This window comes from Caldibacillus debilis DSM 16016 (assembly GCF_000383875.1).
Lineage (GTDB): Bacteria > Bacillota > Bacilli > Bacillales > Caldibacillaceae > Caldibacillus > Caldibacillus debilis.
The window spans coordinates 55,453-78,554 of record NZ_KB912884.1 but is presented as its reverse complement, the minus strand read 5'-3'; the positions used below and the strand labels follow the sequence as shown (position 1 = coordinate 78,554).

Sequence of the window (23,102 nt, the reverse complement as noted above, 5' to 3'; positions counted from 1 at the left end):
CCTTTTGGCACTATTCGCAGCACTTTCCTTTTCAATTCGTTTCCAGCCGTTCCAAAACGTCCCGGTAATCCGGATTGGAAGGATCGAGCTTTACCAGCTGTTTAAATATTTCGATGGCTTCCTCCGTCAATCCTTCCTCCATCAGGAAAAATCCATAATTTTGCAGGAAATCCTCGTTTTCTTTGAAATCATTATATGCCTCCCTGTAGCTGGTTAATGCATCCTCGTAGCGTTCCGTTTTTTGGCAGGCGATGGCATAGTCCCAAAGCAATTCCGGATCTTCCTCCCCGTCGACCAACACCGGTTCGGCGGCTTCCACGACTTCCTCGTATCTTTCCTGGTCCAGGAGCAGCTTCGTCAGCGTCAGCAGGGCATCCAAATAATGGGGGTCGAGTTCCAGCGCCTTCTTCAAATGTCTTTCCGCTTCTTCCTTCTCCCCGATTTTCAGGGCCGTTCTCCCGGCGAAATAATACAGTTCCTTATGATAGGGGTTGACGGCGATTCCTTCCCTGGCCGCTTCCAGGCTTTTTTCCAGTTCCCCTTCCTTTTCGTAGGCCTGGGCCAGGGGCAGATAGACGCTCTCATAATCGGGATCGAGCTCTTTCACTTCGCTGAATTTTTGCGCGGCCGTCTTGTAGTTCCCCGCCTGATAGGCGGCGAAACCGAAACCGAATAAAATGTCCGCGGTCAATTCCTCATCCAGCGCCTTTTCGTAGAAGGACATCGCCTTTTCAAATTCCCCCGCGGCGCTGTAACAATTCGCCAACCGGTGGTACAGATTCACCCCCTTGATCTTTTCTCCCTTTTCGATCAATTGTTCATATTTGTAAACGGCTTCAGCCAGCCGTCCCATCGAAGCGTAAAGTTCCGCCAGCGCGAACTGGATGACCGGATCCTCCGGCAAAATTTTTTCCGCTTCCAATAGCTTGCGTTCGCTCACTTCGTACAAGCCTTCCGATTGGTAAATGTCCGCCTGGATCAGAAGGGAACGGGGATAAAAGGGATCGTCCTCGGGGATGGCTTCCAACACGAGCAGCGCCTCTTCATCCTTTTCCAAATCGGCATAACATTCCGCCAGCAGGACCGCCAGCTCCCCTTCATCGGGATACAGCTCCCGCAGCTTTTCGTAGATTTTGGCGGCATCCTCCAAAAATCCGTAGCGGGTCAATTGTTCCGCCAGCACAAATTGCTCATCCACCGACCCGTATTTCTCGATCTTGTCGATATATTCATAAGCCTTTTTCAAATTCCCCGTTTCCAAGGCCTGTACACACTTCTCCATCCGGTTCATCGATTTCGACTCCTTACCGTATGCTTCCTGTTCTATTCTATATTTTATAACAGTTTGTCCGGGAATGCATGCGAATGGCTCTCCCGGTCAGGAAAAAAACGCCGGGCGGTAAACGACCAGCTCCTCCCCTTTGTTCGGCCTGTACATGATTTTGTCCAAAACCCGGACGATCTCCCCCTTATGGACGGTGACCGCAGGCGTCTCCGCTTTGTCCGGCGGCAAGGACCGGGTTCCGTCATCGATGAAAAGGTTATAGCTGAGTTCCCCGCCCGTGTGCAAATACCCCTTCAGCGGGTAGATCCCGATTTTTTTCAGGATCTCCAGTTTGACCGGATGATAAGGCTCCACCGGCCCCTTGACAAAGGGGATCCGTTCCCGCTCCAACACGGTTTGCCAAACGGCAAGCAGCCTCTCCCTCTCCCCGCCGCCCGACAGGCAGGGGATCAACGGGGGATTGTAAGGAAACAGTGCCTCGCGGATCCAGCCCCAGGGGATCCTGTACAGCTCTCGCGGATCCGTGATTTCGACGAAAATCGCGGGGATCTTTTCCGTTTTGCATTTTCGGACGAGCGGAACGGTGAGGGCCCGCAGAGGGATCTTGATGCCGATGACGAAATCGAGGGGACCCTTTTGATAAAACCGGCGCACCTCGTCCACCTTTTCCTTCCATTCGTGCAGGCTGCGGATGCTTGCCACGGCCAAAACCGTCGTGCAGCCTTCAGCCAAAAAACGCTGGATGAAAAAACCCTTGCCGTCTGCGGAAGAGGCGGACTCGGGGATTTCGTGGGAGCAAAACACGTAAGTGGCCGCCATCCAAAACCGGTCCAAGTTCATCTTCATATACCGGTATTTGGCGAAAGAAGGTTTGACCTGAAGGATTTTATCCTTGTCAACCAGCATCGACCGGTTGACGACATCGTTATTTTTATAAATCCGGGCGTTTTCGATGATATAGGCCAATAAAAACACCCCCATCCCTTTTTGACAAGCTATGATCGGGAACGGGGGATTATGAACGCCCGCGAAAATTTTTCCGGGGGCAGGGCCCCGCCTTCAAGGGAAAGGGAGACCGGGACCTCCAAGGATCGGGCCTTTCCGGGTTGACGGGGACGCCCCATGGGAAAGGGGATTCCGAATTCAGCGGATCAGCCGTTTGAGATCCCGGAAAAAGGAAGGATAGGAAACGGCGACGCAACCGGGATTTTTCAGCCGGACCTCCCCGTCGCACAGCAGGGCGGCCACGGAAAGCATCATCCCGATCCGGTGATCCCCGTGGCTGTCGACGGTGCCGCCGCGCAGCCGGGCCTTTCCCGTGATGACCATCCCGTCTCCCGTCGGCTCGATCTTTGCCCCGAGGGCGGATAATTCGTTGGCGACGGCAAGGATCCGGTCCGTTTCCTTCACTTTCAGTTCCTCCGCATCGCGGATGACGGTGACGCCTTCCGCCTGGGTCGCCAAAAGGGCGATGAGGGGAATTTCATCGATGAGGCGGGGGATGATGTCCCCCTCGATGACCGTCCCTGTTAACTCCCCCGACTTGACGGACAACGTCCCGGCCGGTTCCCCGTTTTTCTCCGTCCGCTCCACCACTTCCACGCGGGCGTTCATCCTTGCCAGTACGTCAAGCAAACCGGTGCGGGTCGGATTCAAGCCGACATTTTTAATGATGAGGCGGGAATTTTTCAAAAGGACGGCCGCGGCGATAAAAAAGGCGGCGGATGAAAAATCCCCGGGGACTTCGATGGATGTCCCCTGCAGGCGTTGTCCGCCCGGGATTTCGATCCGGTTTCCCGACACGGCGATTTCCCCGCCGAATTGCCGCAGCATGATCTCCGTATGGTTCCGGGAAGGGGCCTTTTCGATGACGGTCGTCACGCCCTCCGCCTGCAATCCGGCAAAGATCAAGGCGGATTTCAACTGGGCGCTCGCCACCGGCATTTCGTAACGGATCCCCCGCAGCTTGCCGCCGATGACCGAGAGCGGCAAATACCGGTTTCCCTGCCTCCCGAAAAAGGCCGCCCCCATTTTTTCCAGCGGTTCCACGATTCTTGCCATCGGCCTGTTGTTCAGGGACGCATCCCCGCTCAGCACGGAATAAAAGGGCCTGCCCGCGAGGATCCCGAGCAGGAGCCTCGCTGTCGTCCCAGAATTGCCGGCGTAAAGGATGTCCGCGGGTTCCGTCAGGCCGTCGAATCCTTTTCCGCGGATCACGAGACCGTCCTCAGCGAATTCCGCTTCCGCCCCCAATTTTTCCAGGCAGGAAAGGGTCGAAAGGCAGTCTTCCCCCTTGAGGAAATTTTTCACCACCGTCTTTCCCCGGGCGACGGCCCCAAAAAACAGGGCCCGGTGGGAAATGGATTTGTCTCCGGGGACTTCCAGCGTCCCCTCGATCTTTTCCGCCTTCGTAAAGAGTTTCCTTTCTTCCGCAAACGCCCGATCCGCCATGTCCCGCTACGCTCCTTTCATCCTGGTCAAATGTTCGATGACCGCCGCCTCCGGAACGGCCGTCAACACCGGTTCGCCGATCTTCCTTAAGAGAACGAAACGCAAACGGCCCTTTTCCCGTTTCTTGTCCAGCTTCATCCTTTCCGCCAGCCGTTCCGGCGAAAGGGATGCGGGAAGCTTCGTCCGGTATCCCAATGTTTCCAGCCAGCGGAGCAAGTCCCCGGTCCATCCTTCGTAAGGGGCGCAAAAACCGGCGAAGGCTCCGCTGAGGGAGAGGGCGAAAACCATCCCCGTTGCCACCGCCTCCCCATGGGCGATGCGGCCGTATCCCATTTCCTTTTCCAAGGCGTGGCCCAAGGTGTGGCCGAAATTCAAAAAGGCGCGGACGCTTTCCTCCCGTTCATCCCTCTCCACGAAATGTTTTTTCACCAAAATCCCTTTTTTCAAGGGAAGGTAAAGATTTTCCGGAACCAGTTTTTCCGGGCCGTCGATTTCTTCCATCAGCTCTTGCAAAAAATCGGGGGAGCCGATGCAGGCTTCCTTTATGATTTCGGCAAATCCCGATAACTTCTCCCGGACGGGCAGCGTCTCCAAAAAGGAAAGCTCGTAAAAAACGGCCGAAGGGTGGTGGAAGGCGCCGATCAGATTTTTCCCGAGGGGATGGTTGATCGCCGTCTTGCCGCCGATGGCGCTGTCATGGGCCAAAATCGTCGTCGGGATCTGCACGTAGCCGATGCCGCGCATGAAGGTGGCGGCGGCAAAACCGGTCAAGTCGCCGACGGCGCCGCCCCCGAAGGCGAGGAAGAGGGAGCGGCGGTCCAATTCCTCCTCGAGGGCGAAGGTCAAAAGCCGTTCATATTCCCGGAAGGTCTTCGCCTCTTCCCCCTTCGGGACGGTATGGACGCCATAGGGAAAATCGTCCCCGATCTCTTCCAGCAAGGTGTCCAGGTGCAGCTGTTTTACCGTCGGATCGGTGACGATCAGGAGTTTGGACGGGTTTCGGCCGCGGAGGAAGCCGGCCAGTTCCTTGAGGGCTCCGGTCCCGATCCACAGCGGATAGGTGCCGCTTTTGGCGCGGATCTCCAGTTTTTCCTTCATCAAAATCCCCTCGCATATTCCCGGTAAGCTTCCACCGCTTTTTGCAGCACGGGGAACTGGTCGCATGGGAACTGTTCCAGAAGGGCCTTCGCCAGCTCCCAGGCGACCACGTGCTCGCAGACGACCGCCGCCGAAGGGACCGCGCAGCTGTCGGAACGCTCGATGCTCGCCTTAAACGGTTCCTTCGTTTCGATATCCACGCTCATCAGCGGTTTGTACAAGGTGGGAATCGGCTTCATGACCCCCCTGACGACGATCGGCATCCCGTTGGTCATTCCCCCTTCAAAGCCGCCCAGGTTGTTGGAAAGCCGGTAATAGCCTCTCCTTTCGTCCCAGGCGATTTCATCCTGGACCCGGCTGCCGGGCAGGCCGGCGGCCGCAAAACCGAGGCCGAATTCCACCCCTTTGAATCCGTTGATGCTGACGACGGCGGCGGCGATCCGGGCGTCCAATTTCCGGTCATAATGGACGTGGCTGCCGATTCCGGGGGGAAGCCCTTCGGCGACGACTTCCACGACGCCCCCGATGGAGTCCCCGTTCTTTTTCGCCGAATCGATGGCTTCCATCATTCGTTTTGCGGCCTTCTCATCCAAACAGCGGACGGGGGATTTCCCGGCGGCCTCCCCGATCTCCTCCGCCGAAAGGGGATATCTTTCCGCCTTGATGCCGGCGATTTCCACCACGTGGGAACTGACGGTGATCTTCAGTTCCTTCAGCAATTTTTTCGCGATGGCCCCGGCGGCGACCCGGGCCGCCGTTTCCCGGGCCGACGAGCGCTCCAGCACGTTCCGCAAGTCCCGGTGGCCGTACTTGATGCCCCCGTTCAAATCCGCATGGCCCGGGCGGGGCCGGGTCACCTTCCGCTTGACCTCCTCCTCTTCTTCCGGCGGCTCAATCCCCATGATCCGGGACCAATGTTGGAAATCCCGGTTGATGATCCGGATCGCGATGGGCGAACCCAGCGTCTTCCCGTGCCGGACCCCGCCGGTGATGATCGCCTCGTCCTTTTCGATTTGCATCCTTCTGCCGCGCCCGTAGCCCTTCTGCCTTTCCGCCAGCGACCGGTCGATGTCCTCCTTCATGAGCGGGAGCCCGGCGGGCACCCCTTCGACGATGACGGTCAGTTCCGGCCCGTGGGACTCGCCCGCGGTCAAATAGCGCATGCCATTTCCCTCCTTCAAAGTGCAAAAAGAGGACGATGTCCGGCTCGTCCTTCTTTTCACACCTTCTGATAAAAAAAGGTCTCCTTGTTTTTCAGTCCGTATTTTTCCGGGAAAAAAATCTGCTCGGTGCTGCCGACGAACAAGACGCCGCCCTTTTTCAAGGAAGCGCTGAATTTATGGTACAGCTCTTCCTTCGCCTCCTCCGTAAAATAAATGAGGACGTTCCGGCAGACGATCAGATCGTAATTCCGCCCGAAGGGATCGGCGAGGAGATTGTGTTTTTGAAAGCGGACCGTTTTCTTCACCGTGTCGGCGACCTTGTAAAAGGGGCCTTCGCGCACGAAATATTTTTCCAAAATCTCCGGGGGGACTTCCTGAACGCACCGTTCGTTGTAGACGCCGATCTTCGCCTTTTCCAGGCAGTTTTCATCGATGTCCGTCGCCAGAATGGAAATCTTGCTGAAGGGGACGAGGTTGCCGAGCACCATGGCGATCGTATACGGTTCTTCGCCGGTGGAGCAGGCGGCGCTCCAGATCTTCAGCTCCTTCGTCGGATGGTTGGCGAGCAGTTCCGGGAAGATGATCTTTTCCAACACTTCCCAGCGTTTCCGGTTCCGGTAAAACTCGGAAACGTTGATCGTCATCTTGTCCAACACCTGATAAAGGATCTGTTTGTCCTTTTCCATCCATTTGTACAATTCAAGGAAAGAGGAATAACCCAGTTTTTCGTACAGGGATTTCAACCGCCGTTTCATTTGGGTCTCTTTATACAGGGACAGATCGATCCCCGTCAAACCTTTCATCTTCGCGATAAACGCTTGATAGTCCTCCGCCATTCTTTCCCCCTCTTTTTCGCAAACGGAAAAAGCCCTGCAACGGGAAGCAGGGCCGTCTTTCAATAAATCCACGCATCGATGGTTTTCGGATAGTCAACCAGCTCTTCTTCCTTGAAAAACAAGGCGATTTCCCTCTCGGCGCTTTCGGGGGAATCGGAACCGTGGATCACGTTTTTCCCGACCGAAATGCCGTAATCGCCCCGGATCGTACCGGGAAGAGCCTCCTTCGGGTTCGTCTTGCCCATCATTTGCCTGGCCGTTTCGATGACGCCTTCCCCTTGCCAGACCATGGCAAAAACAGGACCGGATGTGATATAGGAAACCAGTTCGCGGAAAAAGGGCCGCTCCTTATGCTCCGCGTAATGGGTTTCGGCCAGCTCCTTGGAGATTCTCATCAATTTGGCGCCGACCAGTTGGAAACCCTTCCGTTCGAAGCGGGCGACGATTTCGCCGATCAGGTTTCTTTGCACGCCATCCGGTTTGATCATGAGAAATGTTCTTTCCATATGTTCTCTCCTATCCCGTATGTAGTAAATCCAGGAAATATGATACCATTCCCAAATTTTTTTCGCAATGTCCTGACGCCTTCGCATTCCCGGGAAAATTGTGCGCGTCGAAAAAAGCGGCACCGCCCTTTGAAAGTCCCGGGATTTTGCCCGTGCCGGCGCCTTCGATGCCGGCTTGCGGAAGCCCGGTCCCGGGAACCGAAACGGGTGACGCTTTGCGGCTTCAAAATTTGCGGTTGCCGATGAACAAAACCATCTCCCGCAAAAGCGGTTTGGTTTCATTGTCGGGAAGATCGTCCAGCGCCTGCAGGGCTTTGCGGACGTAGAGCTCCGCCACCTTCTGCGCCTCTTCGACGGCCCCCGCCGCTTTGATCCGCTCCACGATTTCCTGGAACGCCTCCGGATCCGCCTTTCCGTCCACTTTCCGGATCTCCCGGTTCAAGGATTGGTCCCGCAGGGCGAAGAGGACGGGCAGGGTGATGTTTCCCTGGATCAAATCTTCCCCGGCGGGCTTCCCGAGCTTTTCCTTCGTCGAAGTAAAATCGAGGATGTCGTCGGTGATTTGGAAAGCCATGCCCGAAAAATAGCCGTAGCGGTAAAGCTTCCGCTGGCAATATTCATCGGCCCGGGCCACCTTCGCCCCCAGCAGGCAGCTCACGGCGATCAAAAGGGCCGTTTTCCGCTTGATCCTCCGCAAGTACGTCCGCAAGTTCTGGTCGAAATTATATTTGTCGCGGATTTGTTCGATTTCCCCGATCGAAAGATCCACCAGGGTGTCGGCCAAAATTCGGTGAAATTCCGCATCTTCGATTTCCGTGATCAGTTCCAGGGAACGGGCCAGGATAAAATCCCCGGTGTACATGGCGATCCGGTTGCCCCATTTCGCTTTGATCGTCGGGCGGCCCCGGCGCAAATCGGCGTTGTCGATCACGTCATCGTGAATCAATGAGGCCATGTGGATCAATTCCAACGAAACGGCGACCGGTTTCACCTTCTCGAAATCGTAATCCCCGAACTTGGCGGCCAGCAAAACAAAAATCGGGCGAATCCGTTTCCCTCCCGCGCGCAAATAATGGAGCGACGCCTCCTTCAGCACGGGGGTTTCCGCTTGGAGGGCCCTCTCCAGCTCATCTTCAATTTTTTTTAAATCCCCGTTTAAAAACGTATAAATTTCCTTGTAGTCCATAAATTCCACCCAGCTTAATCCGTACTCTCAGGCTCCCCCGGTTTGACGCCGATATGGACGGCGGCGACGCCGCCGAAATACCGTTTGAAAGTCACCCCGCGAAAACCGGCCGCTTCAAAATATCCGGCCAATCGCTCCGCGTCGGGGAAATTGCGGGCAGATTCCTGCAGCCAGGAATATTCCCGGTAACTTTTCGCAAAAATTTTGCCGAGGACCGGCATGATAAAACGGAAATAAAACAAATATAATTGCCGAAAACCGAACAGGCGGGGCTGGGAAGTTTCCAGGCAGGCGATTTTTCCGCCCGGTTTCAACACCCGCAGCATTTCCCGCAGCACCTGTTTTGCGTCGGGAACATTCCTCAGGCCGAATCCGATGGTGACATAATCGAACGTATCGTCGGGGAAAGGGAGGGCCATCGCATTCCCGTGGACGAGCTTCACGTTGGCGAGGCGCCGGCTCTTCACCTTTTCCCTGCCCACCTTCAGCATGTTTTCGCTGAAGTCAAGGCCGATGACCTCTCCCTTTTCCCCCACCGCCTCCGCCAGGGCGATCGTCCATTCGCCGGTTCCGCAGCAAACGTCCAAGGCCTTCGTCCCTTTCCGGACCCCGAGCCTCGCCATCGTGTCCTTCCTCCACCGGCGATGCAGGCCGAAACTGATAATGGCGTTCATTTTATCGTAATGGCGGGAAATTTTTTGAAAAACTTGAAGCACCCGTTCTTCCTTCGACTGTTCCATCGTTTCTCTCCCCGTTTACACTTGGACATGGAGCTGGCTGAAGATTTCCGATCTCATCCGTTCGTCCAAACCGGACATATTTTTTACCGCCGTCTCCAAGCCGGCTTTGTATTTCCGGATGTAGCCGTCGATGATCCGTTCATTTTCTTTCTCTTTCTGATGATCGGTTCCGCCGCGGGAAGGTTTTACGGAATGACGGAGAAAATGGGAAAAGAGATCCCGTTCCTTTTGCAGCTTGTTAAAAAACAGCCACGTCCTCGCCAGTTCCCGCCACTCCTCCAAGCCAAAAAAACGCGCCAGCCGCTGGAAGAGGGCCGTTTCCACAAATTCCATTTTTTTGAAGAAATCTTCGACCCCGGAAAAATCCCGGCTGTAGATGCTCACCTTCGCTTCATTCACCGATTTGACGCATCCGGCCATCGCGTTGATCAGCGGGATGTTCGGGATCCGGGACAGCATCTGGTAGAACAGCCCGCTGTAAAAATCGCCCGCCAAAACGGTCAATTGCTGCCATTTGACAAGGGGGTTCCGGGAATCGCCGGAAACGTGTTCGTGGGCGTCCAGGGCGATCTGGACAAGCATGGAAGCGACGATATACTTTTCCTTTTCCTCGCCGGGAAGCCCCGTTTTGTCCATCAAGGAAGAAAGAAATAAAATCTTCCGGTCATCGAGGGGGATGGACCCGATCTGTTCGGACAAATAGGAATGGTGAAAGGCATCCCGGATTTTTTGTTTCAACAATTCGATCCGATTTTCCGTCATTCCGTCTCCACACCTTCGCAGAACTTCTCCAAATAAAATAATATATATTTTATCATATATTTTGGACATTTCCTTTCCCGGACCGGGAAATTTTTCCCCGTTTCCGGGCATCATTTGCTTTCGCTCATCACCGTGCCGAAGGGGGTCAAGATTTCGGATTTTCCGCGGATCTTCATCGCCGACGTATGTTCGGTGAATTGGGCGATCATGACCTCGCCTTTGTCCAATTTCTCCGAATGGTGAAACCTCGTGTCCGCGCCCCGGGTGAGGCCGATGACGTTGACCCCGTCCTCCAAGGCCTTAATGACGATATAGTCCATTTGAATATTTTTTCCCAATGGCCATCCCTCCATCCGCGTCATTTCAAGATTCGGGCCAGCACTTCGTTTTTGGCCTCCTTATCTTCGGCAAAGATGCCCCGCACCGCTGTCGTTACGGTAATGGAACCCGGTTTTTTGATCCCCCGCATCGTCATGCACATGTGCTCCGCTTCGACCACCACGGCTACCCCGAGGGGATTGAGCTTCTCCATGATCGTATCGGCCACGATCCGCGTCATCCGTTCCTGGAGCTGCGGCCGGCGGGCGACGGTTTCCACCGCCCTCGCCAGCTTGCTCAACCCGACGACCCTTCCGCCTTCAGGGATGTAGGCCACGTGGGCACGGCCGAAAAAGGGGAGCAGATGGTGCTCGCACATGGAATAAAAGGAAATATCTTTAACGAGAACCAATCCGTCATGGTTTTCATGAAAGATCGTCTCGAAATATTTTCCCGGATCTTCATGCAATCCGCTGAACAATTCCCCGTACATCTTCGCCACTCTTCTCGGGGTGTCAAGCAAACCTTCCCTCTCCACATCTTCCCCCACTGCTTCCAAAATGAGCCGGACGGCATGTTCGATCTGATTTATTTTTATGTCTTTCATGTAAAGATCCTCCCCAGAAAGTGTCAAAAAAATGTTGAAATGAATCTTCTACCATATTAGCACATTGTGATTGCAACAGGCAAAAAAAGTGGGCCGTTCCGGGGAGGGGAGGCGTTCGGGCTTCCGCATGCCGGAAAAGGAAAAGGAAACCGGGCGGCCGCACAAAAAAAGGGCTGTCGTAAAACAGCCCCTTTTCTTCATTATGTAATTATTTAACAGCCTCTTTCAGCGCTTTCCCCGGTTTGAAAGCCGGAACTTTGCTCGCGGCGATTTCGATTTCTTCGCCGGTTTGCGGGTTGCGGCCTTTGCGGGCTGCGCGCTCGCGAACTTCGAAATTGCCAAAACCGATTAATTGAACTTTTTCTCCTTCTTTCAACGCGTTAAGGATTGTATCAAAAACAGCATCCACTGCTTTCGTTGCGTCCTTTTTGGAAAGTTGGGCAGCTTCTGCCACAGCATTTACCAGTTCGGTCTTGTTCATGCCATTCACCTCCTCCCAAAGGATAAAATGAATGAAAGTGGAATTTTCCGTTTCTTTGCAATCATTGACTTGCGCATTTTTCCTTTGCTGGAAAGGTGTGCAAGTGCAATTCTGTTTTAAAGATTACCACATTCCCTATTGCCCTGCAAGAAAAAATCCATATTTCTTTGGACTTTTTGCCGATCTTGCCGAAAAAACAAGGGGGGCGGGCGCCCCGTTTTCCATGTTTATCAATGGTTTAACCATTTTATCGCCTTTTTAAACATAAAACCCTACGAATGATGTAGGGTTTTGCCATTACAGAATGATGGCGATCAAGCCGCCCGATCCTTCATTGATGATCCTTTCCAATGTTTCTTTCAATTTGTATCTGGCGCTTTCCGGCATCAGGGACAATTTGGCCTGAATGCCTTCCCGGACGATGGAGTTCAAGCTTCGTCCGAAGATGTCGGAATTCCAAATCGACAACGGATCTTCTTCAAAATCCTGCATCAAATACCGGACCAGTTCTTCGCTCTGTTTTTCGGTTCCGATAATGGGGGCGAATTCCGATTCCACATCCACCTTGACCATATGGATCGACGGGGCGACCGCTTTCAGCCTGACGCCGAAACGGGATCCCTGCCGGATGATTTCCGGTTCGTCCAGGCTCATGTCTTCGATGGACGGGGAAGCGATGCCGTAGCCGGTCTGTTTGACCATTTTCAGGGCTTCGGCGATCTGATCGTATTCCGCTTTCGCATGGGCGAATTCCTGCATCAGCTCCAACAGATGGTCCTTCCCCCGGATTTCCACCCCGACGATCTCCTTTAAAATCTGGTCATACAATTCGTCCGGGGCGTGGAGATCGATTTCCGCAATTCCCTGGCCCATGTCCATTCCGGCAAGTGCCGCCCTTTCGATGAAATCGTAGTCGGTGAAAGACTGGACGATGTGTTCCACATCCCTCAGCCGCCTGATGTCCTTCACCGTTTCTTTCACGGCGTTTTGGTAGTTTTCCCGGAGCCAATGATCCTCCTTCAGCACCATGACCCAGCTCGGCAAATTCACGTTCACTTCCAGAACGGGAAACTCGAAAAGGGCTTCCTGCAGCACGTTGAGGACATCCGCTTCCCGCATATTTTCCACGCTCATTGCCAACACCGGGATGTCATATTTTTCCTGGAGCTGGCTTCGCAAAAGTTCCGTTCCCTGATGATAGGGCCTTGTCGAATTGACGATCATGATGAAAGGTTTTCCGACTTCCTTTAATTCCTGGACGACCCTTTCCTCCGCCTCGACATACTGTTCCCGCGGAATTTCGCCGATCGTCCCGTCGGTGGTGATCACCACGCCGATGGTGGAATGTTCCTGAATGACCTTCCGGGTTCCGATCTCCGCCGCTTCATGAAAGGGGATCGGATCTTCAAACCAGGGCGTATTGACCATGCGCGGACCGTTTTCGTCTTCATACCCTTTGGCGCCGGTGACGGTATAGCCGACGCAGTCGACCAGCCTGACGTTCACCGAAAGCCCCTCGTTCACCTGGACGGTCACCGCCTGGTTCGGGACGAATTTCGGCTCGGTAGTCATGATCGTCTTTCCCGCCGCGCTTTGCGGAAGCTCATCCTGGGCCCGGGCCCGGTCCGACTCATGGGGGATGTTCGGGATGACGACCAATTCCATGAACCGCTTGATGAAGGATGATTTCCCCGTACGCACCGCCCCCACGACCCCGATATAAATATCCCCTCCCGTCCGTTCGGCAATATCCTTGAAAATATCAAACTTTTCCAAAAAATCCCCTCCCGTTCATCCATTGCTGGGATGTTTATCGGCAAACAAGTATAGACAGTATATTTTTATGATGTTGTCCGATCATCTTATGACTATGATTCATAGGATTTTAAATTATTTATTTCATTGCTTTTGCGATTCCCCGATCCCCGCCCCTTTCCGTAAAAAGAAAACCTTCTCCTACAAATATATTTTGCAGGGAGAAGGTTATGACAGTTCATTCTTTGAAAACCGGTCTTCCGTTTTCATCGACCGTGTATGGCAGCGAATAGGCGGGAACGAAGGGGGAATCCAGGGTCAAAACATAGCGGATATCCTGTCCCGGCTTTAAAGACAGGCCCTTCTTTTCCGCCAGGATTTTTTCCAAGTCGGGGAGATAATCGACGCAGATGGAACCGTCCCCGGTGATCACGAGGGAAAGCTCCCGCATCGTAAAGGGGCTCGTCACCTTCGGTTCCTTGTCGTAGCCCAATTTTTTATAATCCAAGGTAAAAACGTCCTTGGCCAGCCGGTCTTTATAGGGCGGATATTTTTTGGCGGCGAGGCGGATTTTGATATCCCTGATCGTTTCCGCGATCCGCAAATCGAAGACTTTCACGGTCGGGTTTTTTTCCGGGTCGATGATCACATATTGGTAATATCCGCCGTTTTCAAAGGCGTTCGCCGGGATGTCCGACAGATATTTGGGTACGAGCCGTTTGAAATCGATCGGATATTTCATGTACATGTCGGTTTCCGCCTCTTGATTTTTGATGGGCAAAATGCCGCCTTCTTCCTCCCTGAACTTTTCCACCGCCTGCTGGACCGATAAAATCTGGTCTTCTCCCGGGATTTTCTTCCGTTCCTCCTTTTCCCCGGGATATAAACAGCCGCTCAACAGAAAGGCGGACATCAGGAGGGCAAGAAAAAGAAGTTTCCGTTTCACGGCCATCCTCCCCCGTGTCGTTAGTTGGATCCGGGCCCCGAGAAGACGACGACGAGCACGATCAGCCCGGCAAAGATCATGAGCCCGTATGCGACAACGGCAATCAAAAATCTCAAAAACCCTTTTAATTTGTACCTGCTCCAAAGGATCAGGGCGGCAGACAAAAACATGAGAACAAGGGAGATAAGGGCCAGCCACATCTTCCACAAACCCGAGGACATCGCGAACCTCCTCACCAGTGATCAAATCTTTGAAACTCGTCTTCTTCAGTCCGAAAAGAAAAAGATATGGTAATGAAAATATCGCTTGCAACAAGGCCCGTCCATTGAAAAATTTCATGGGGTCCCCATGAAAAATAAGCTGATGGAAATGAGGGGTGCGGTCTCCATCAGCTTCGCGCCATATCCCGGTCCCGGCGAAAGCCATTGGGCATCCCAGCGGGGCTTTCCGCGCCGGATCCCGGATTTCTTACGATTCCCCGTTCAATCTTTCAAAAGAATGTTGACCAGGTCTTCCATCTCATGGGTTTTCATCCGGTTCATCAATTCATCGACGGCTTCCTTCGGATCCAAATCTTCGAACAGCACCTGATACAACGCGGCGGTGATCGGCATTTTCACCCGATATTTTTTCGCCAATTGATAGGCGGCCTTCGTCGTGCGCACCCCTTCCACGACCATTCCCATCTGCGCCAAGATTTCCTTCAATTTCTGCCCCTTTCCGAGGGCGTAGCCGGCGCGCCAGTTGCGGGAGTGGACGCTGGTGCAGGTCACGATCAGATCGCCGATTCCGGCCAGTCCGGAAAAGGTGAGGGGATTGGCCCCCATTTTTGTCCCCAGCCGGGCGATCTCCGCCAGCCCCCTCGTCATGAGCGCGGCCTTGGCGTTGTCGCCGTAGCCCAGCCCGTCGGAGATGCCGGCCGCCAGGGCAATAATATTCTTCAACGCTCCCCCGATTTCCACGCCGGTCAGATCCGGATTCGTATAAACGCGGAAATATTGATTGAAAAACAAGTCCTGGGCCCTTTCCGCCTCTCCCATATCCTTCGACGAAACGACGACCGTCGTCGGATGGCGCAAGACGACTTCTTCGGCATGGCTCGGGCCCGACAAAACGACGACGGCCCGCAAATATTCGGGAGCCATTTCCTCCTCGATGATCTCGGAGATCCTTTTTAACGAATTGGGCTCAATCCCTTTGGAAGCGTGGATGATCGTAACGGGCCGGTTCAGGCAGCCGTTCAATTTCCCCATCACTTCGCGGATCGCCTTCGTCGGGATGCAGACCACGATCGTTGACAGATCATGAACGACTTCTTCCAACTGATGGGAGGCGCGGATGAGATCCCCGAGTTCCGCCTCGGGCAGATACCGTTTGTTTTTCCGCGTCCGGTTGATTTCTTCCGCCTGGGTCTGGCTCCGGCTCCAAAGGCGAACCGGATGGCCGTTGTCCGCAAGGACCATCGACAGCGCGGTCCCCCAGCTCCCGGCTCCCAATACGGCGACGCTTTCTTTCGTACCCATGCTTTCCACTTCCTTCATTTTCTTTCCCTGGCAATGATTTTGATCGGCGTTCCCACAAAGCCGAAGGCTTCCCGGATCTTGTTTTCAAGATACCGTTCATAGGAGAAATGGAACAATTCCGGCCGGTTCATGAAAAGGACGAAGGTGGGCGGCTTGACGGCCACTTGGGTGGCGTAAAGGATCTTCAATCTTCCCTTCGCGTCCCCGGGCGGGGGATTTAGGGCCGTCGCATCGGCCACCACCTCGTTTAGCACATTGGTCCGGATGCGCATCGCGTGGTTTTCGCTGACGGTGCGGATCAGGGGGATCAGCGTGCGCACCCGCTGCTTCGTCTTGGCGCTAATAAAAACGGCAGGCGCATAATCCAAGAAAGTAAAACGGCTGCGGATCTCCTTTTCGAAGACGTTCATCGTTTTATCATCTTTCTCGATGGCGTCCCATTTGTTGACGGCGATGATGATCCCCTTTCCCGCTTCGTGGGCATATCCGGCGATCTTCTTGTCCTGCTCGGTAATGCCTTCCTCCGCGTTCAAAACGACGACGGCCACATCGGATCTATCAATCGCCCGCAAAGCCCGCAGAACGGCATATTTCTCCGTTTTTTCATAGATCCTTCCTTTTTTCCGCATGCCCGCTGTATCTATGATAACAAATTTTTGTCCTTCAAAGGTATAGGGGGTGTCTATGGCATCCCGGGTCGTGCCGGCGATTTCGCTGACGATGACCCTTTCCTCCCCGAGGATGGCATTGACCAGGGAGGATTTTCCGACGTTCGGGCGGCCGATGAAGCAAAATTTGATGACATCATCGTCATATTCCGTTTGGCCGTCTTTCGGAAACCATTTCACCGTCTCATCCAAAAGATCGCCGAATCCGGTGCCGTGGACGCCGGATACCGCAACCGGCTCCCCCAGCCCGAGGGAATAGAATTCGTAGAGATGCTGCCGCATCTCCGCATTGTCGATTTTATTCACCGCCACGACGACCGGTTTGTTCGTCCGGTACAAATAATTGGCCACTTCCTGGTCGGCGGGGGTGAGCCCTTCCCGGCCGTTGACGACGAAAATGATCACATCCGCCTCGTCGATGGCGATCTGCGCCTGCTGACGCACTTGTTCCAAGAGCGGCTCATCGCCGATCTCGATTCCTCCCGTATCGATGACATTGAATTCGAAGTTCAGCCATTCTCCTTTTCCGTACAGCCTGTCCCGGGTCACGCCGGGGACATCCTCGACAATGGCCAATCTTTCCCCGACGATCCGGTTAAAGATGGTGGATTTTCCCACATTCGGCCTGCCTACAATGGCAACCGTCGGCAAAGACAACTCGATCACCTCTTTTCTCTCTTTTTTCCTCGTTGTCAGATCCTGTGCAAAGGGGCCGTTCCGCAAGTTTCGCCGGCCTGCGGCCGCCCCGTTCCGCGCCGAAACATGATATATCAAGGGATCGTTCTTATTTTCCTCCGCGGGGATGCCTTCGGGGGCAAACCCTTTCTTAGATCCTCGGTCAATCTTTATTCATTGTAACAAAGACGGGTCCGGTTGACAAAAATTTTTTGCAGCTGAAAGTTTTTGCGGAAAAAGATCCCGAAGGGTTTTGACCGTCCGAAGGCGGCCCCTTGCGAACGGCTTCATTTCATCGGGAAAATGAAAGGGGAAAAGCCGGATCAGGCGCCGGCGGTGAACCGCCTCGGCCCGCTTGCCTCCCGATGGCCGACCCTTCAGGGATCGGCTGAACATGGATTAGGCGACGCCGGCCGGTAACGGAGATTTCATGTGCGGGAAGGTTTTGCGGCGGGGGACGGATGAGGCATCCGTTGAAAGGGAAAACAAACGCTTTCCCGTGATCGACGGCATCATGCGGCGCCGGACCATCCTTGGCCAAGATGAACCGGCCGGATCCGATGGCGGACCGGCCGCGGGGGAAGGAAATGGCTTACGGGTTGCGGTTTGTCCGCCACGGCGGGGAAGGTCCGGCATCGGTTTTGTTCCCCTTTTTCCGGTCAGCGCCGGCGGCGGAAAAGGAAGGCCGCCGTTGCCCCGATCGCGGGATGCGGTTTCTTGCGGGCGGCAAGCGGGATTTTCCCGCCAAGGACCGAACCCCTTCCTTCCCCTTTCGGCTATCCGTGCCTGACAAGGATCATCAAATCGTTCCGCAACCGGTGGGCGATCCCGTCCGTGATCGCTTCCAGTTTGGCGGCGATATCGAACATTTCCTCTTCATCGTCGCAGTGGAACACGCAAATGCCCGAAGGGGCTTTTTTCGGGTTGGTGGTCACCACGGCCAAGATCATTTTTTCAAAGGTTGTTCCCAAAACGATCAGCCTCCTACATCCTCAACCGCTTCGCCGGCATCCGGATGGCGTTTTCCAAAGTCGGCACCCGCCGGATGATCTCCAAGGCCTTTTCCACGTTTTTCTCCTGGGGAAGAATGAACACGGCCACCCTCCCGTCATTCTGATCCCGCTTGGCCAAAGGGACCAGTGCGGGGGTGCCGGAATCCCGGTGGACGCCAAGGGCCGTGGAAACATCGTGCAAAATCGCCTGGCGCTGGCCCAGATTGGCGATGGTGGTCCGGGCATTGAAATTTTTCGGAAGCAAAAGGAAGCCCGTCCCGTACCGCAAAATTTCTTCCCTTCTTTCCGGCAGGCCGATGTTCATGATATAAATATCGTCGATGTACAGCCCTTCCCCTTCAAAACGGGGCGGGACGTGGCGGACCTCGCAAATATCCCCCAGTTTTCCCCCCGCCATCAGCACCCTCGCGGCGATCATGCAAAGCAGGGCGACAACGGCGCCGGCCCAAAAGGAAAACAGGATCGAAGCTAAAGTGGTGAGTACGGACGTGAAGATGACCAAATAATTCCTGCTCTCAAAGGCGATGGCAATCCCTTCGATATAAGTGCTGCCCCTCGGCACCAGCTCATAGGCATCCAATTGGGTCAACGTATTCCTTTCCATATTCCGCACTTCCCGGAATTGGGAAGCGGCCAGCGTCAAAAAGGTGATCGCCGTATATTGCTGCTCCAACAGGGCGGGAACGGCGATCGTTCCCAACGAGGCGGCGATGAAGCCGAGGGCGATATGGATGATTTTCCCGTGCAAATAGGTCGGGTATTGCCGGTAATCGGTCCGGAGCATCAGGATCCTCGCCAATACGCCGGCGGAAATGCCGAACAGGGACGGATAAAAATATTCGCTCATGAAAAAGGCCGCTCCTTTCCTGCAGGCACGCTTTTTCCGCCGAATTGGGCAAACAGCCTGGCAAGACCGTTCCATCCTTGGAGGACGGCGAACAACACGGCCGTTTCATCCAGGAAGAAGGCATCCAGGGGCACCCGGATCCCGTATTTTTCCAGCAGCAGGGCATAAAGGATCTGCCCGTGGACAAAACCGGTCAAGGTGCCGTAAAGCCGGTCGGAAAAACGGGAAAAGGCCAATTGTCCGAGCAGGAAAAAAAGGGCCGTTTTCCATATCGCCGGATGGACGATCAACAAAACCGGTTCGCTCAAAACCATGAGCAGATAGCCGGCATGGGCGACGGTCACGATTAAGATCCGCACCGCCTGGTTGGCAAGCTCCCACACGCCCATCTTGCCATAATGGCCGTAACAGAAGAACAAAATCAACGGCAGCGAAAGGGTGAATTCCAGATGAAAGAACTCCGCCCGGCAAGGGGAAAGGATGATCAGGAGCAGACTGGCTGCGGCCAGTCTTCCCCGGCTCGGGTGATCCTTATCCAAGAGAAAGGTGGCGATGATCCAAACCGACCAGGCGATCCAATAAAACAAAAAACCGGGCATCGGTTTCCCTCCTGTCGTTCCGTCAGGAACCATTATGAACAAAATATCCCTTTTTCAAACGGCGGAAAAACCCCGGCAATCCCGAAAGGGCCGGAACCGGAAAGGGGGAGGGCGGCTCGGGGGAGGGACGGAGAAAGCGGTCCGGAACGTCGGGCTTCACGGGCAGAAAATTGTTTTGATCAATAGGCAATTCGATTTGTCCGAATTTATCCATGAAAGAGGAGATCCGCCGCATGAATGCAGGAATTTGGGATAATTCGCCTGCCGCGGGTGCGGAACGTTCGGCCGGACGGTTCAAAGGGCAAAGATTCCGCGGGCGCACCGCTTTCGATTCGTCCGGTTTCCGGGAAACGGGGAACGGCCGCCCGAAAAGGAGGGCGGAAAAAGGGAAAGGGTGGAGATCCAACCACGGCAAGAAACACGAGGGAAGAGAGAATCTTGCGGTCCCCAGGCAAAAACGAAGCACGGGAAAAAGCCCAAAAATAAAAGGCCGCCTGCCAATCTGTCGCAAGCGGCCGCAAAAAGCGTCCGTTTATTGGATTTCCTTCAGCTTGTCGCCGAGGATCTCGCCGATTTGAAACCCTTTCGATTCCTGCGGAATCTCGTATTCCGTTTCTTCGACCTTTTCCTCCGCCTCCCTGATGCTCAAGGAGATCCGTTTGTTTTCTTCATCCACTTTCAATATTTTTACTTTCACCTTGTCCCCTTCGCTTAAAACTTCCCTGGGGGTGCCGATATGTTTATTGGAAATTTGGGAAATATGGACCAGCCCTTCCACCCCCGGGATCAGTTCCACGAAGGCGCCGAAGGATACGATCCGCTTGACGGTGCCTTCCACCACGGAGCCGGCGGAAAACTTTTCAGAAATATTTTCCCACGGCCCCGGCGTCGTTTCCTTCAGGGACAAAGAAATTTTCTCTTTTTCCGGATCGACGGATAACACCTTCACGCGGATCTCGTCGTTCACGGAAACGACTTCCGACGGGTGTTCGACATGCTGATGGGACAATTGGGAAATATGAATGAGTCCGTCGATTCCGCCGATGTCCACAAAAACCCCGAAATCGGTGATCCTGCGGACGGTACCGGTGACGATATCCCCCGCTTTCAAGCTTTCCAGCCGTTCTTTTTTCTGCTTTAATTTTTCTTCCAAAACCACCTCACGGTGGGAAAGGATCAGGCGGTTTTTCTCCTTGTCCAGTTCGATGATTTTAAAGGGCAATGTCCGCCCGACATATCCGGAAAAATCTTCCACATAATGGTCTTCCACCTGGGACGCGGGGACGAATCCGCGAACGCCCAGATCGACGACGAGGCCGCCTTTCACGATGTCCTTGATCTCGCCTTCGACGGCTTCGCCCTTTTCAAATTTCTCCTGCAATTCCGCCCATGCCTTTTCCGCGTCAATCCTCCGCTTGGAAAGGATGAGGAGATCCTCTTCCACTTTGATCACGGCAAGCTGCAATTCGTCGCCTTCTTGAACCACGTCTGCGGGCTTTTCGATATGTAACGGGGAAAGCTCGCTGATCGGGATAATCCCGTCCGCTTTAGAATCGGGAATGGAGACGTACACCTGTTTATCCTCTATTTTTGTTACCCGGCCGGTGACCGTATCCCCGACCTTATATTCCCTCATCGGGATATCGTTCATGTTTTCGGTCATATGTATTTCCTCCTTCATCCTAAATCAACGCCAGTGGCATCTTCTTCCTTTTAACTTCCTATAAAACGGGCCTGCTTGTCAAGAACAAATGCTTGGGATTTTATCCCTTCATCTCCCCGTTTTCATTAAGCCCGAGTTTCTCTTTTGCGATTTCCATGATCCTTTCGACCACCCCTTCAATCGGGATTCCGGTCGTATCGATTTCCACGGCATCCGCCGCTTTCCTTAAAGGGGCGAATTCCCTTTCGGTATCCATTCGGTCCCTCGTTTCGATCTCTTTCTTCAATTGTTCCAGATCGGAGGGAATGCCCTTTTTCTGATTTTCCAGATGCCTTCGCCTCGCCCGTTCATCGACGCTCGCGGAGAGAAAAATCTTCACCTCCGCCTCCGGCAAAACGCAGGTGCCGATATCCCTGCCGTCCATGACGACCCCGCCATTTTCCGCCAATTGTTGCTGCCTTTTCACCATTTCCCGGCGGACCCGTTCATGTTTGGAAACGTCGGAGACGTTGCGGGTGACGTCCGGCAAGCGGATGGCTTCCGTCACTTCCTTTCCGTCCACGAGCACCCTTTGCGCGCCGCCCTCCTGCTTTAATTCGATGGCCGTGTGCCGCAGCAGTTCGTATAACCTTTCTTCGTCCCGGACATCGACCTTTTCTTTGAGGGCTTTCCAAGTGAGCGCGCGGTACATGGCGCCCGTGTCAATGTATAAAAAGTTCAATTTTCTGGCGACGATTTTGGCCACCGTGCTTTTCCCCGCCGCCGCGGGGCCGTCGATGGCGATCGCTATCCTCCGTTGGTTCGTCATATTGCCTCCCGCTTCTATGAATTGGTATTTCATAAAGAATCGATCAACAATCAATATTTTAACATAAAAGAAAGCAGGATTTATACCTGCTTACCGAGAATTTACCGTTTCGATGATTTCTGTCAAATTTTGTTCACCGACTCCTTCGACGTGCAATTGTTTTTTCAATTCCGGAAAGAAGTCAAAATGGTGGAACAAAATTTGACACAAAAGCAGCAGGACCAATTGAACGGCGGCCAGCTTCCAAAGAATGCGCTCCACCCTTTCCACAGCCATCACCTGAAACCTTTTTTCTACTATTGTTCGGCCGATTTGCGAAATTTATACCCGGAAACGGGTTTCCTTTTGCCTGAGAGCCAATTGCACTTCGAATACAAAACGCATCAGATGCTGCTCTTCCTGGGCGGTTTTTTCCAAAAATTGGGCGGAAAGGAGATTGGCGTTTTCCCTGGCTCTTTCCGTTCGTACGACGGCGCTTTTCAATTTTAAGTATTGGTAGCCCGATTGCAACGGCAAAACGATCCAGCTGATAAACGGATCGTTTTCGGCCAAAGGGACCGAGGCCGGGGCGTAAAAGGACAACCCGCCGGCGCTGATGTCGTCGGTCACGGTGCAAAAGGGGGAAAATTCATTCCGGATCGGATGGACGGCGATGTCCACCGGCCATTTGATCCTTACGAATTCCCTCCTTTGGATGCGATGGATTTCATCATCCCCCGGCCGTTTTAATTGCAGCAGGGGCAATTCCCTTTTCACCCGCCCGGTCACTTCCGTAAAAAAAAGATAAGAACTGTCGTCCCTGGTAAAGGAGACTTGCATGTTGGTCCCGATCATCAGAAAGGAAGTCCGGTTCGTCCGCAAATTGACGGGATATTCGATGTACAGGGACTCTTCGTCCAAGTCGGCGACTTTGCTGCGGAACTTTTCCAGCCGGGTGCCTTCCTGGATTTCGATCGTCAAAAAATCTCCGATTCGTAACATCTCCCCATCTCCCACAAAAAAATGGATCGTCTACTTTATTATTATGGCACTTCTTTTTTTAAAGAAAAAGAATTTTTTAAAATCGGCGGAAATGGCATTCCCCGAGCCACGGGCGTCCGGGATGGGCGGGGGCGCCGGCCCGCCCGGAGACGGTATCCGCAAGCCGGCGGACGCCTCCCCCGCATGGCCGT

General features: G+C 54.0%; 26 protein-coding genes. 1 reads left to right on the top strand and 25 read right to left on the bottom strand.

The genetic code is table 11. The features are described from left to right. Nucleotides 1-31 precede the first annotated feature (31 nt). The 13 genes from A3EQ_RS0107520 to A3EQ_RS0107450 all read right to left on the bottom strand — a co-directional run bounded on the left by A3EQ_RS0107520 (nt 32) and on the right by A3EQ_RS0107450 (nt 11,433). Nucleotides 32-1,291 carry a tetratricopeptide repeat protein gene (locus A3EQ_RS0107520; RefSeq protein WP_020154569.1) on the bottom strand — a complete coding sequence of 420 codons (1,260 nt, stop codon included), beginning with the start codon at nt 1,289-1,291 and terminating at the stop codon, nt 32-34. Between the two features lie 87 nt (nt 1,292-1,378). Continuing rightward, nucleotides 1,379-2,251, bottom strand: coding sequence for a hypothetical protein (locus A3EQ_RS0107515; protein ID WP_026499819.1), 873 nt, complete (start codon nt 2,249-2,251; stop codon nt 1,379-1,381). Nucleotides 2,252-2,428: 177 nt separating this feature from the next. After that, complete coding sequence (gene aroA / locus A3EQ_RS0107505; RefSeq protein WP_020154566.1) at nt 2,429-3,736, bottom strand: 3-phosphoshikimate 1-carboxyvinyltransferase; 1,308 nt, start codon at nt 3,734-3,736, stop codon at nt 2,429-2,431. Nucleotides 3,737-3,742: 6 nt separating this feature from the next. Next, complete coding sequence (aroB, locus tag A3EQ_RS0107500) at nt 3,743-4,834, bottom strand: 3-dehydroquinate synthase (RefSeq protein ID WP_020154565.1); 1,092 nt, start codon at nt 4,832-4,834, stop codon at nt 3,743-3,745. Next, on the bottom strand, nt 4,834-5,997 hold the full coding sequence (aroC, locus tag A3EQ_RS0107495) for a chorismate synthase (RefSeq protein ID WP_020154564.1): 1,164 nt from the start codon (nt 5,995-5,997) through the stop codon (nt 4,834-4,836). The genes aroB and aroC overlap by 1 nt, the downstream gene beginning before the upstream one ends. Nucleotides 5,998-6,053: 56 nt before the next feature. Further along, nucleotides 6,054-6,833 (bottom strand): CheR family methyltransferase, encoded by a 780-nt coding sequence (locus A3EQ_RS0107490; protein WP_026499817.1) that lies wholly within the window; start codon nt 6,831-6,833, stop codon nt 6,054-6,056. Nucleotides 6,834-6,892: 59 nt separating this feature from the next. Beyond that, nucleotides 6,893-7,339 (bottom strand): nucleoside-diphosphate kinase, encoded by a 447-nt coding sequence (gene ndk / locus A3EQ_RS0107485; RefSeq protein ID WP_026499816.1) that lies wholly within the window; start codon nt 7,337-7,339, stop codon nt 6,893-6,895. Nucleotides 7,340-7,562: 223 nt separating this feature from the next. Beyond that, nucleotides 7,563-8,525, bottom strand: coding sequence for a heptaprenyl diphosphate synthase component II (gene hepT / locus A3EQ_RS0107480; RefSeq protein WP_020154561.1), 963 nt, complete (start codon nt 8,523-8,525; stop codon nt 7,563-7,565). A 14-nt stretch (nt 8,526-8,539) separates the two neighbouring features. Beyond that, nucleotides 8,540-9,265 (bottom strand): demethylmenaquinone methyltransferase, encoded by a 726-nt coding sequence (locus A3EQ_RS0107475; RefSeq protein ID WP_020154560.1) that lies wholly within the window; start codon nt 9,263-9,265, stop codon nt 8,540-8,542. Between the two features lie 15 nt (nt 9,266-9,280). Further along, nucleotides 9,281-10,027, bottom strand: a complete 747-nt coding sequence (locus A3EQ_RS0107470) for a heptaprenyl diphosphate synthase component 1 (protein WP_169382662.1) — start codon at nt 10,025-10,027, stop codon at nt 9,281-9,283. Nucleotides 10,028-10,137: 110 nt separating this feature from the next. After that, entirely contained in the window at nt 10,138-10,389 is a 252-nt protein-coding gene (mtrB, locus tag A3EQ_RS0107465) for a trp RNA-binding attenuation protein MtrB (protein ID WP_020154558.1), read from the bottom strand. Continuing rightward, nucleotides 10,386-10,952 carry a GTP cyclohydrolase I FolE gene (gene folE, locus A3EQ_RS0107460; protein ID WP_020154557.1) on the bottom strand — a complete coding sequence of 189 codons (567 nt, stop codon included), beginning with the start codon at nt 10,950-10,952 and terminating at the stop codon, nt 10,386-10,388. Before folE ends, mtrB begins: the two co-directional genes overlap by 4 nt. Nucleotides 10,953-11,160: 208 nt before the next feature. Further along, nucleotides 11,161-11,433 carry an HU family DNA-binding protein gene (locus A3EQ_RS0107450; protein ID WP_020154555.1) on the bottom strand — a complete coding sequence of 91 codons (273 nt, stop codon included), beginning with the start codon at nt 11,431-11,433 and terminating at the stop codon, nt 11,161-11,163. Between the two features lie 31 nt (nt 11,434-11,464). Here A3EQ_RS0107450 and A3EQ_RS0107445 point away from each other — a divergent pair, with 31 nt between their 5' ends. Then, nucleotides 11,465-11,695 (top strand): hypothetical protein, encoded by a 231-nt coding sequence (locus A3EQ_RS0107445; protein ID WP_020154554.1) that lies wholly within the window; start codon nt 11,465-11,467, stop codon nt 11,693-11,695. A 35-nt stretch (nt 11,696-11,730) separates the two neighbouring features. On the opposite strand, the gene spoIVA is transcribed toward A3EQ_RS0107445, so the two are convergent. The 12 genes from spoIVA to A3EQ_RS0107365 all read right to left on the bottom strand — a co-directional run bounded on the left by spoIVA (nt 11,731) and on the right by A3EQ_RS0107365 (nt 22,911). Then, a complete protein-coding gene (gene spoIVA / locus A3EQ_RS0107440) occupies nt 11,731-13,209 on the bottom strand; it encodes a stage IV sporulation protein A (protein WP_020154553.1) in 1,479 nt (492 codons plus the stop codon). A 217-nt stretch (nt 13,210-13,426) separates the two neighbouring features. After that, nucleotides 13,427-14,140, bottom strand: coding sequence for a hypothetical protein (locus tag A3EQ_RS0107435; protein ID WP_020154552.1), 714 nt, complete (start codon nt 14,138-14,140; stop codon nt 13,427-13,429). A gap of 14 nt (nt 14,141-14,154) precedes the next feature. Further along, nucleotides 14,155-14,355 (bottom strand): DUF2768 domain-containing protein, encoded by a 201-nt coding sequence (locus A3EQ_RS0107430; protein ID WP_020154551.1) that lies wholly within the window; start codon nt 14,353-14,355, stop codon nt 14,155-14,157. Between the two features lie 261 nt (nt 14,356-14,616). Then, the gene (locus A3EQ_RS0107425; protein WP_051091404.1) at nt 14,617-15,657 is read right to left on the bottom strand and encodes an NAD(P)H-dependent glycerol-3-phosphate dehydrogenase; all 1,041 of its coding nucleotides are present in this window, start codon (nt 15,655-15,657) and stop codon (nt 14,617-14,619) included. A gap of 14 nt (nt 15,658-15,671) precedes the next feature. After that, entirely contained in the window at nt 15,672-16,982 is a 1,311-nt protein-coding gene (gene der / locus A3EQ_RS0107420; protein ID WP_026499813.1) for a ribosome biogenesis GTPase Der, read from the bottom strand. 794 nt (nt 16,983-17,776) lie between these two features. After that, nucleotides 17,777-17,971, bottom strand: coding sequence for a capping complex subunit for YIEGIA (locus A3EQ_RS0107405; RefSeq protein WP_020154546.1), 195 nt, complete (start codon nt 17,969-17,971; stop codon nt 17,777-17,779). A 13-nt stretch (nt 17,972-17,984) separates the two neighbouring features. After that, nucleotides 17,985-18,860 carry a YIEGIA family protein gene (locus tag A3EQ_RS0107400; protein WP_020154545.1) on the bottom strand — a complete coding sequence of 292 codons (876 nt, stop codon included), beginning with the start codon at nt 18,858-18,860 and terminating at the stop codon, nt 17,985-17,987. Continuing rightward, complete coding sequence (locus A3EQ_RS0107395) at nt 18,857-19,459, bottom strand: YphA family membrane protein (RefSeq protein WP_020154544.1); 603 nt, start codon at nt 19,457-19,459, stop codon at nt 18,857-18,859. Before A3EQ_RS0107395 ends, A3EQ_RS0107400 begins: the two co-directional genes overlap by 4 nt. Nucleotides 19,460-19,991: 532 nt before the next feature. Further along, nucleotides 19,992-21,122 (bottom strand): 30S ribosomal protein S1, encoded by a 1,131-nt coding sequence (rpsA, locus tag A3EQ_RS0107380; protein WP_020154541.1) that lies wholly within the window; start codon nt 21,120-21,122, stop codon nt 19,992-19,994. Nucleotides 21,123-21,222: 100 nt separating this feature from the next. Further along, nucleotides 21,223-21,930: a (d)CMP kinase gene (gene cmk, locus A3EQ_RS0107375; protein WP_020154540.1), complete on the bottom strand. Its 708-nt coding sequence runs from the start codon at nt 21,928-21,930 to the stop codon at nt 21,223-21,225. Between the two features lie 90 nt (nt 21,931-22,020). Beyond that, entirely contained in the window at nt 22,021-22,206 is a 186-nt protein-coding gene (locus A3EQ_RS0107370; RefSeq protein WP_020154539.1) for a DUF5359 family protein, read from the bottom strand. Nucleotides 22,207-22,251: 45 nt separating this feature from the next. Next, on the bottom strand, nt 22,252-22,911 hold the full coding sequence (locus A3EQ_RS0107365) for a flagellar brake protein (RefSeq protein ID WP_020154538.1): 660 nt from the start codon (nt 22,909-22,911) through the stop codon (nt 22,252-22,254). Between the last annotated feature and the right edge of the window lie 191 nt (nt 22,912-23,102).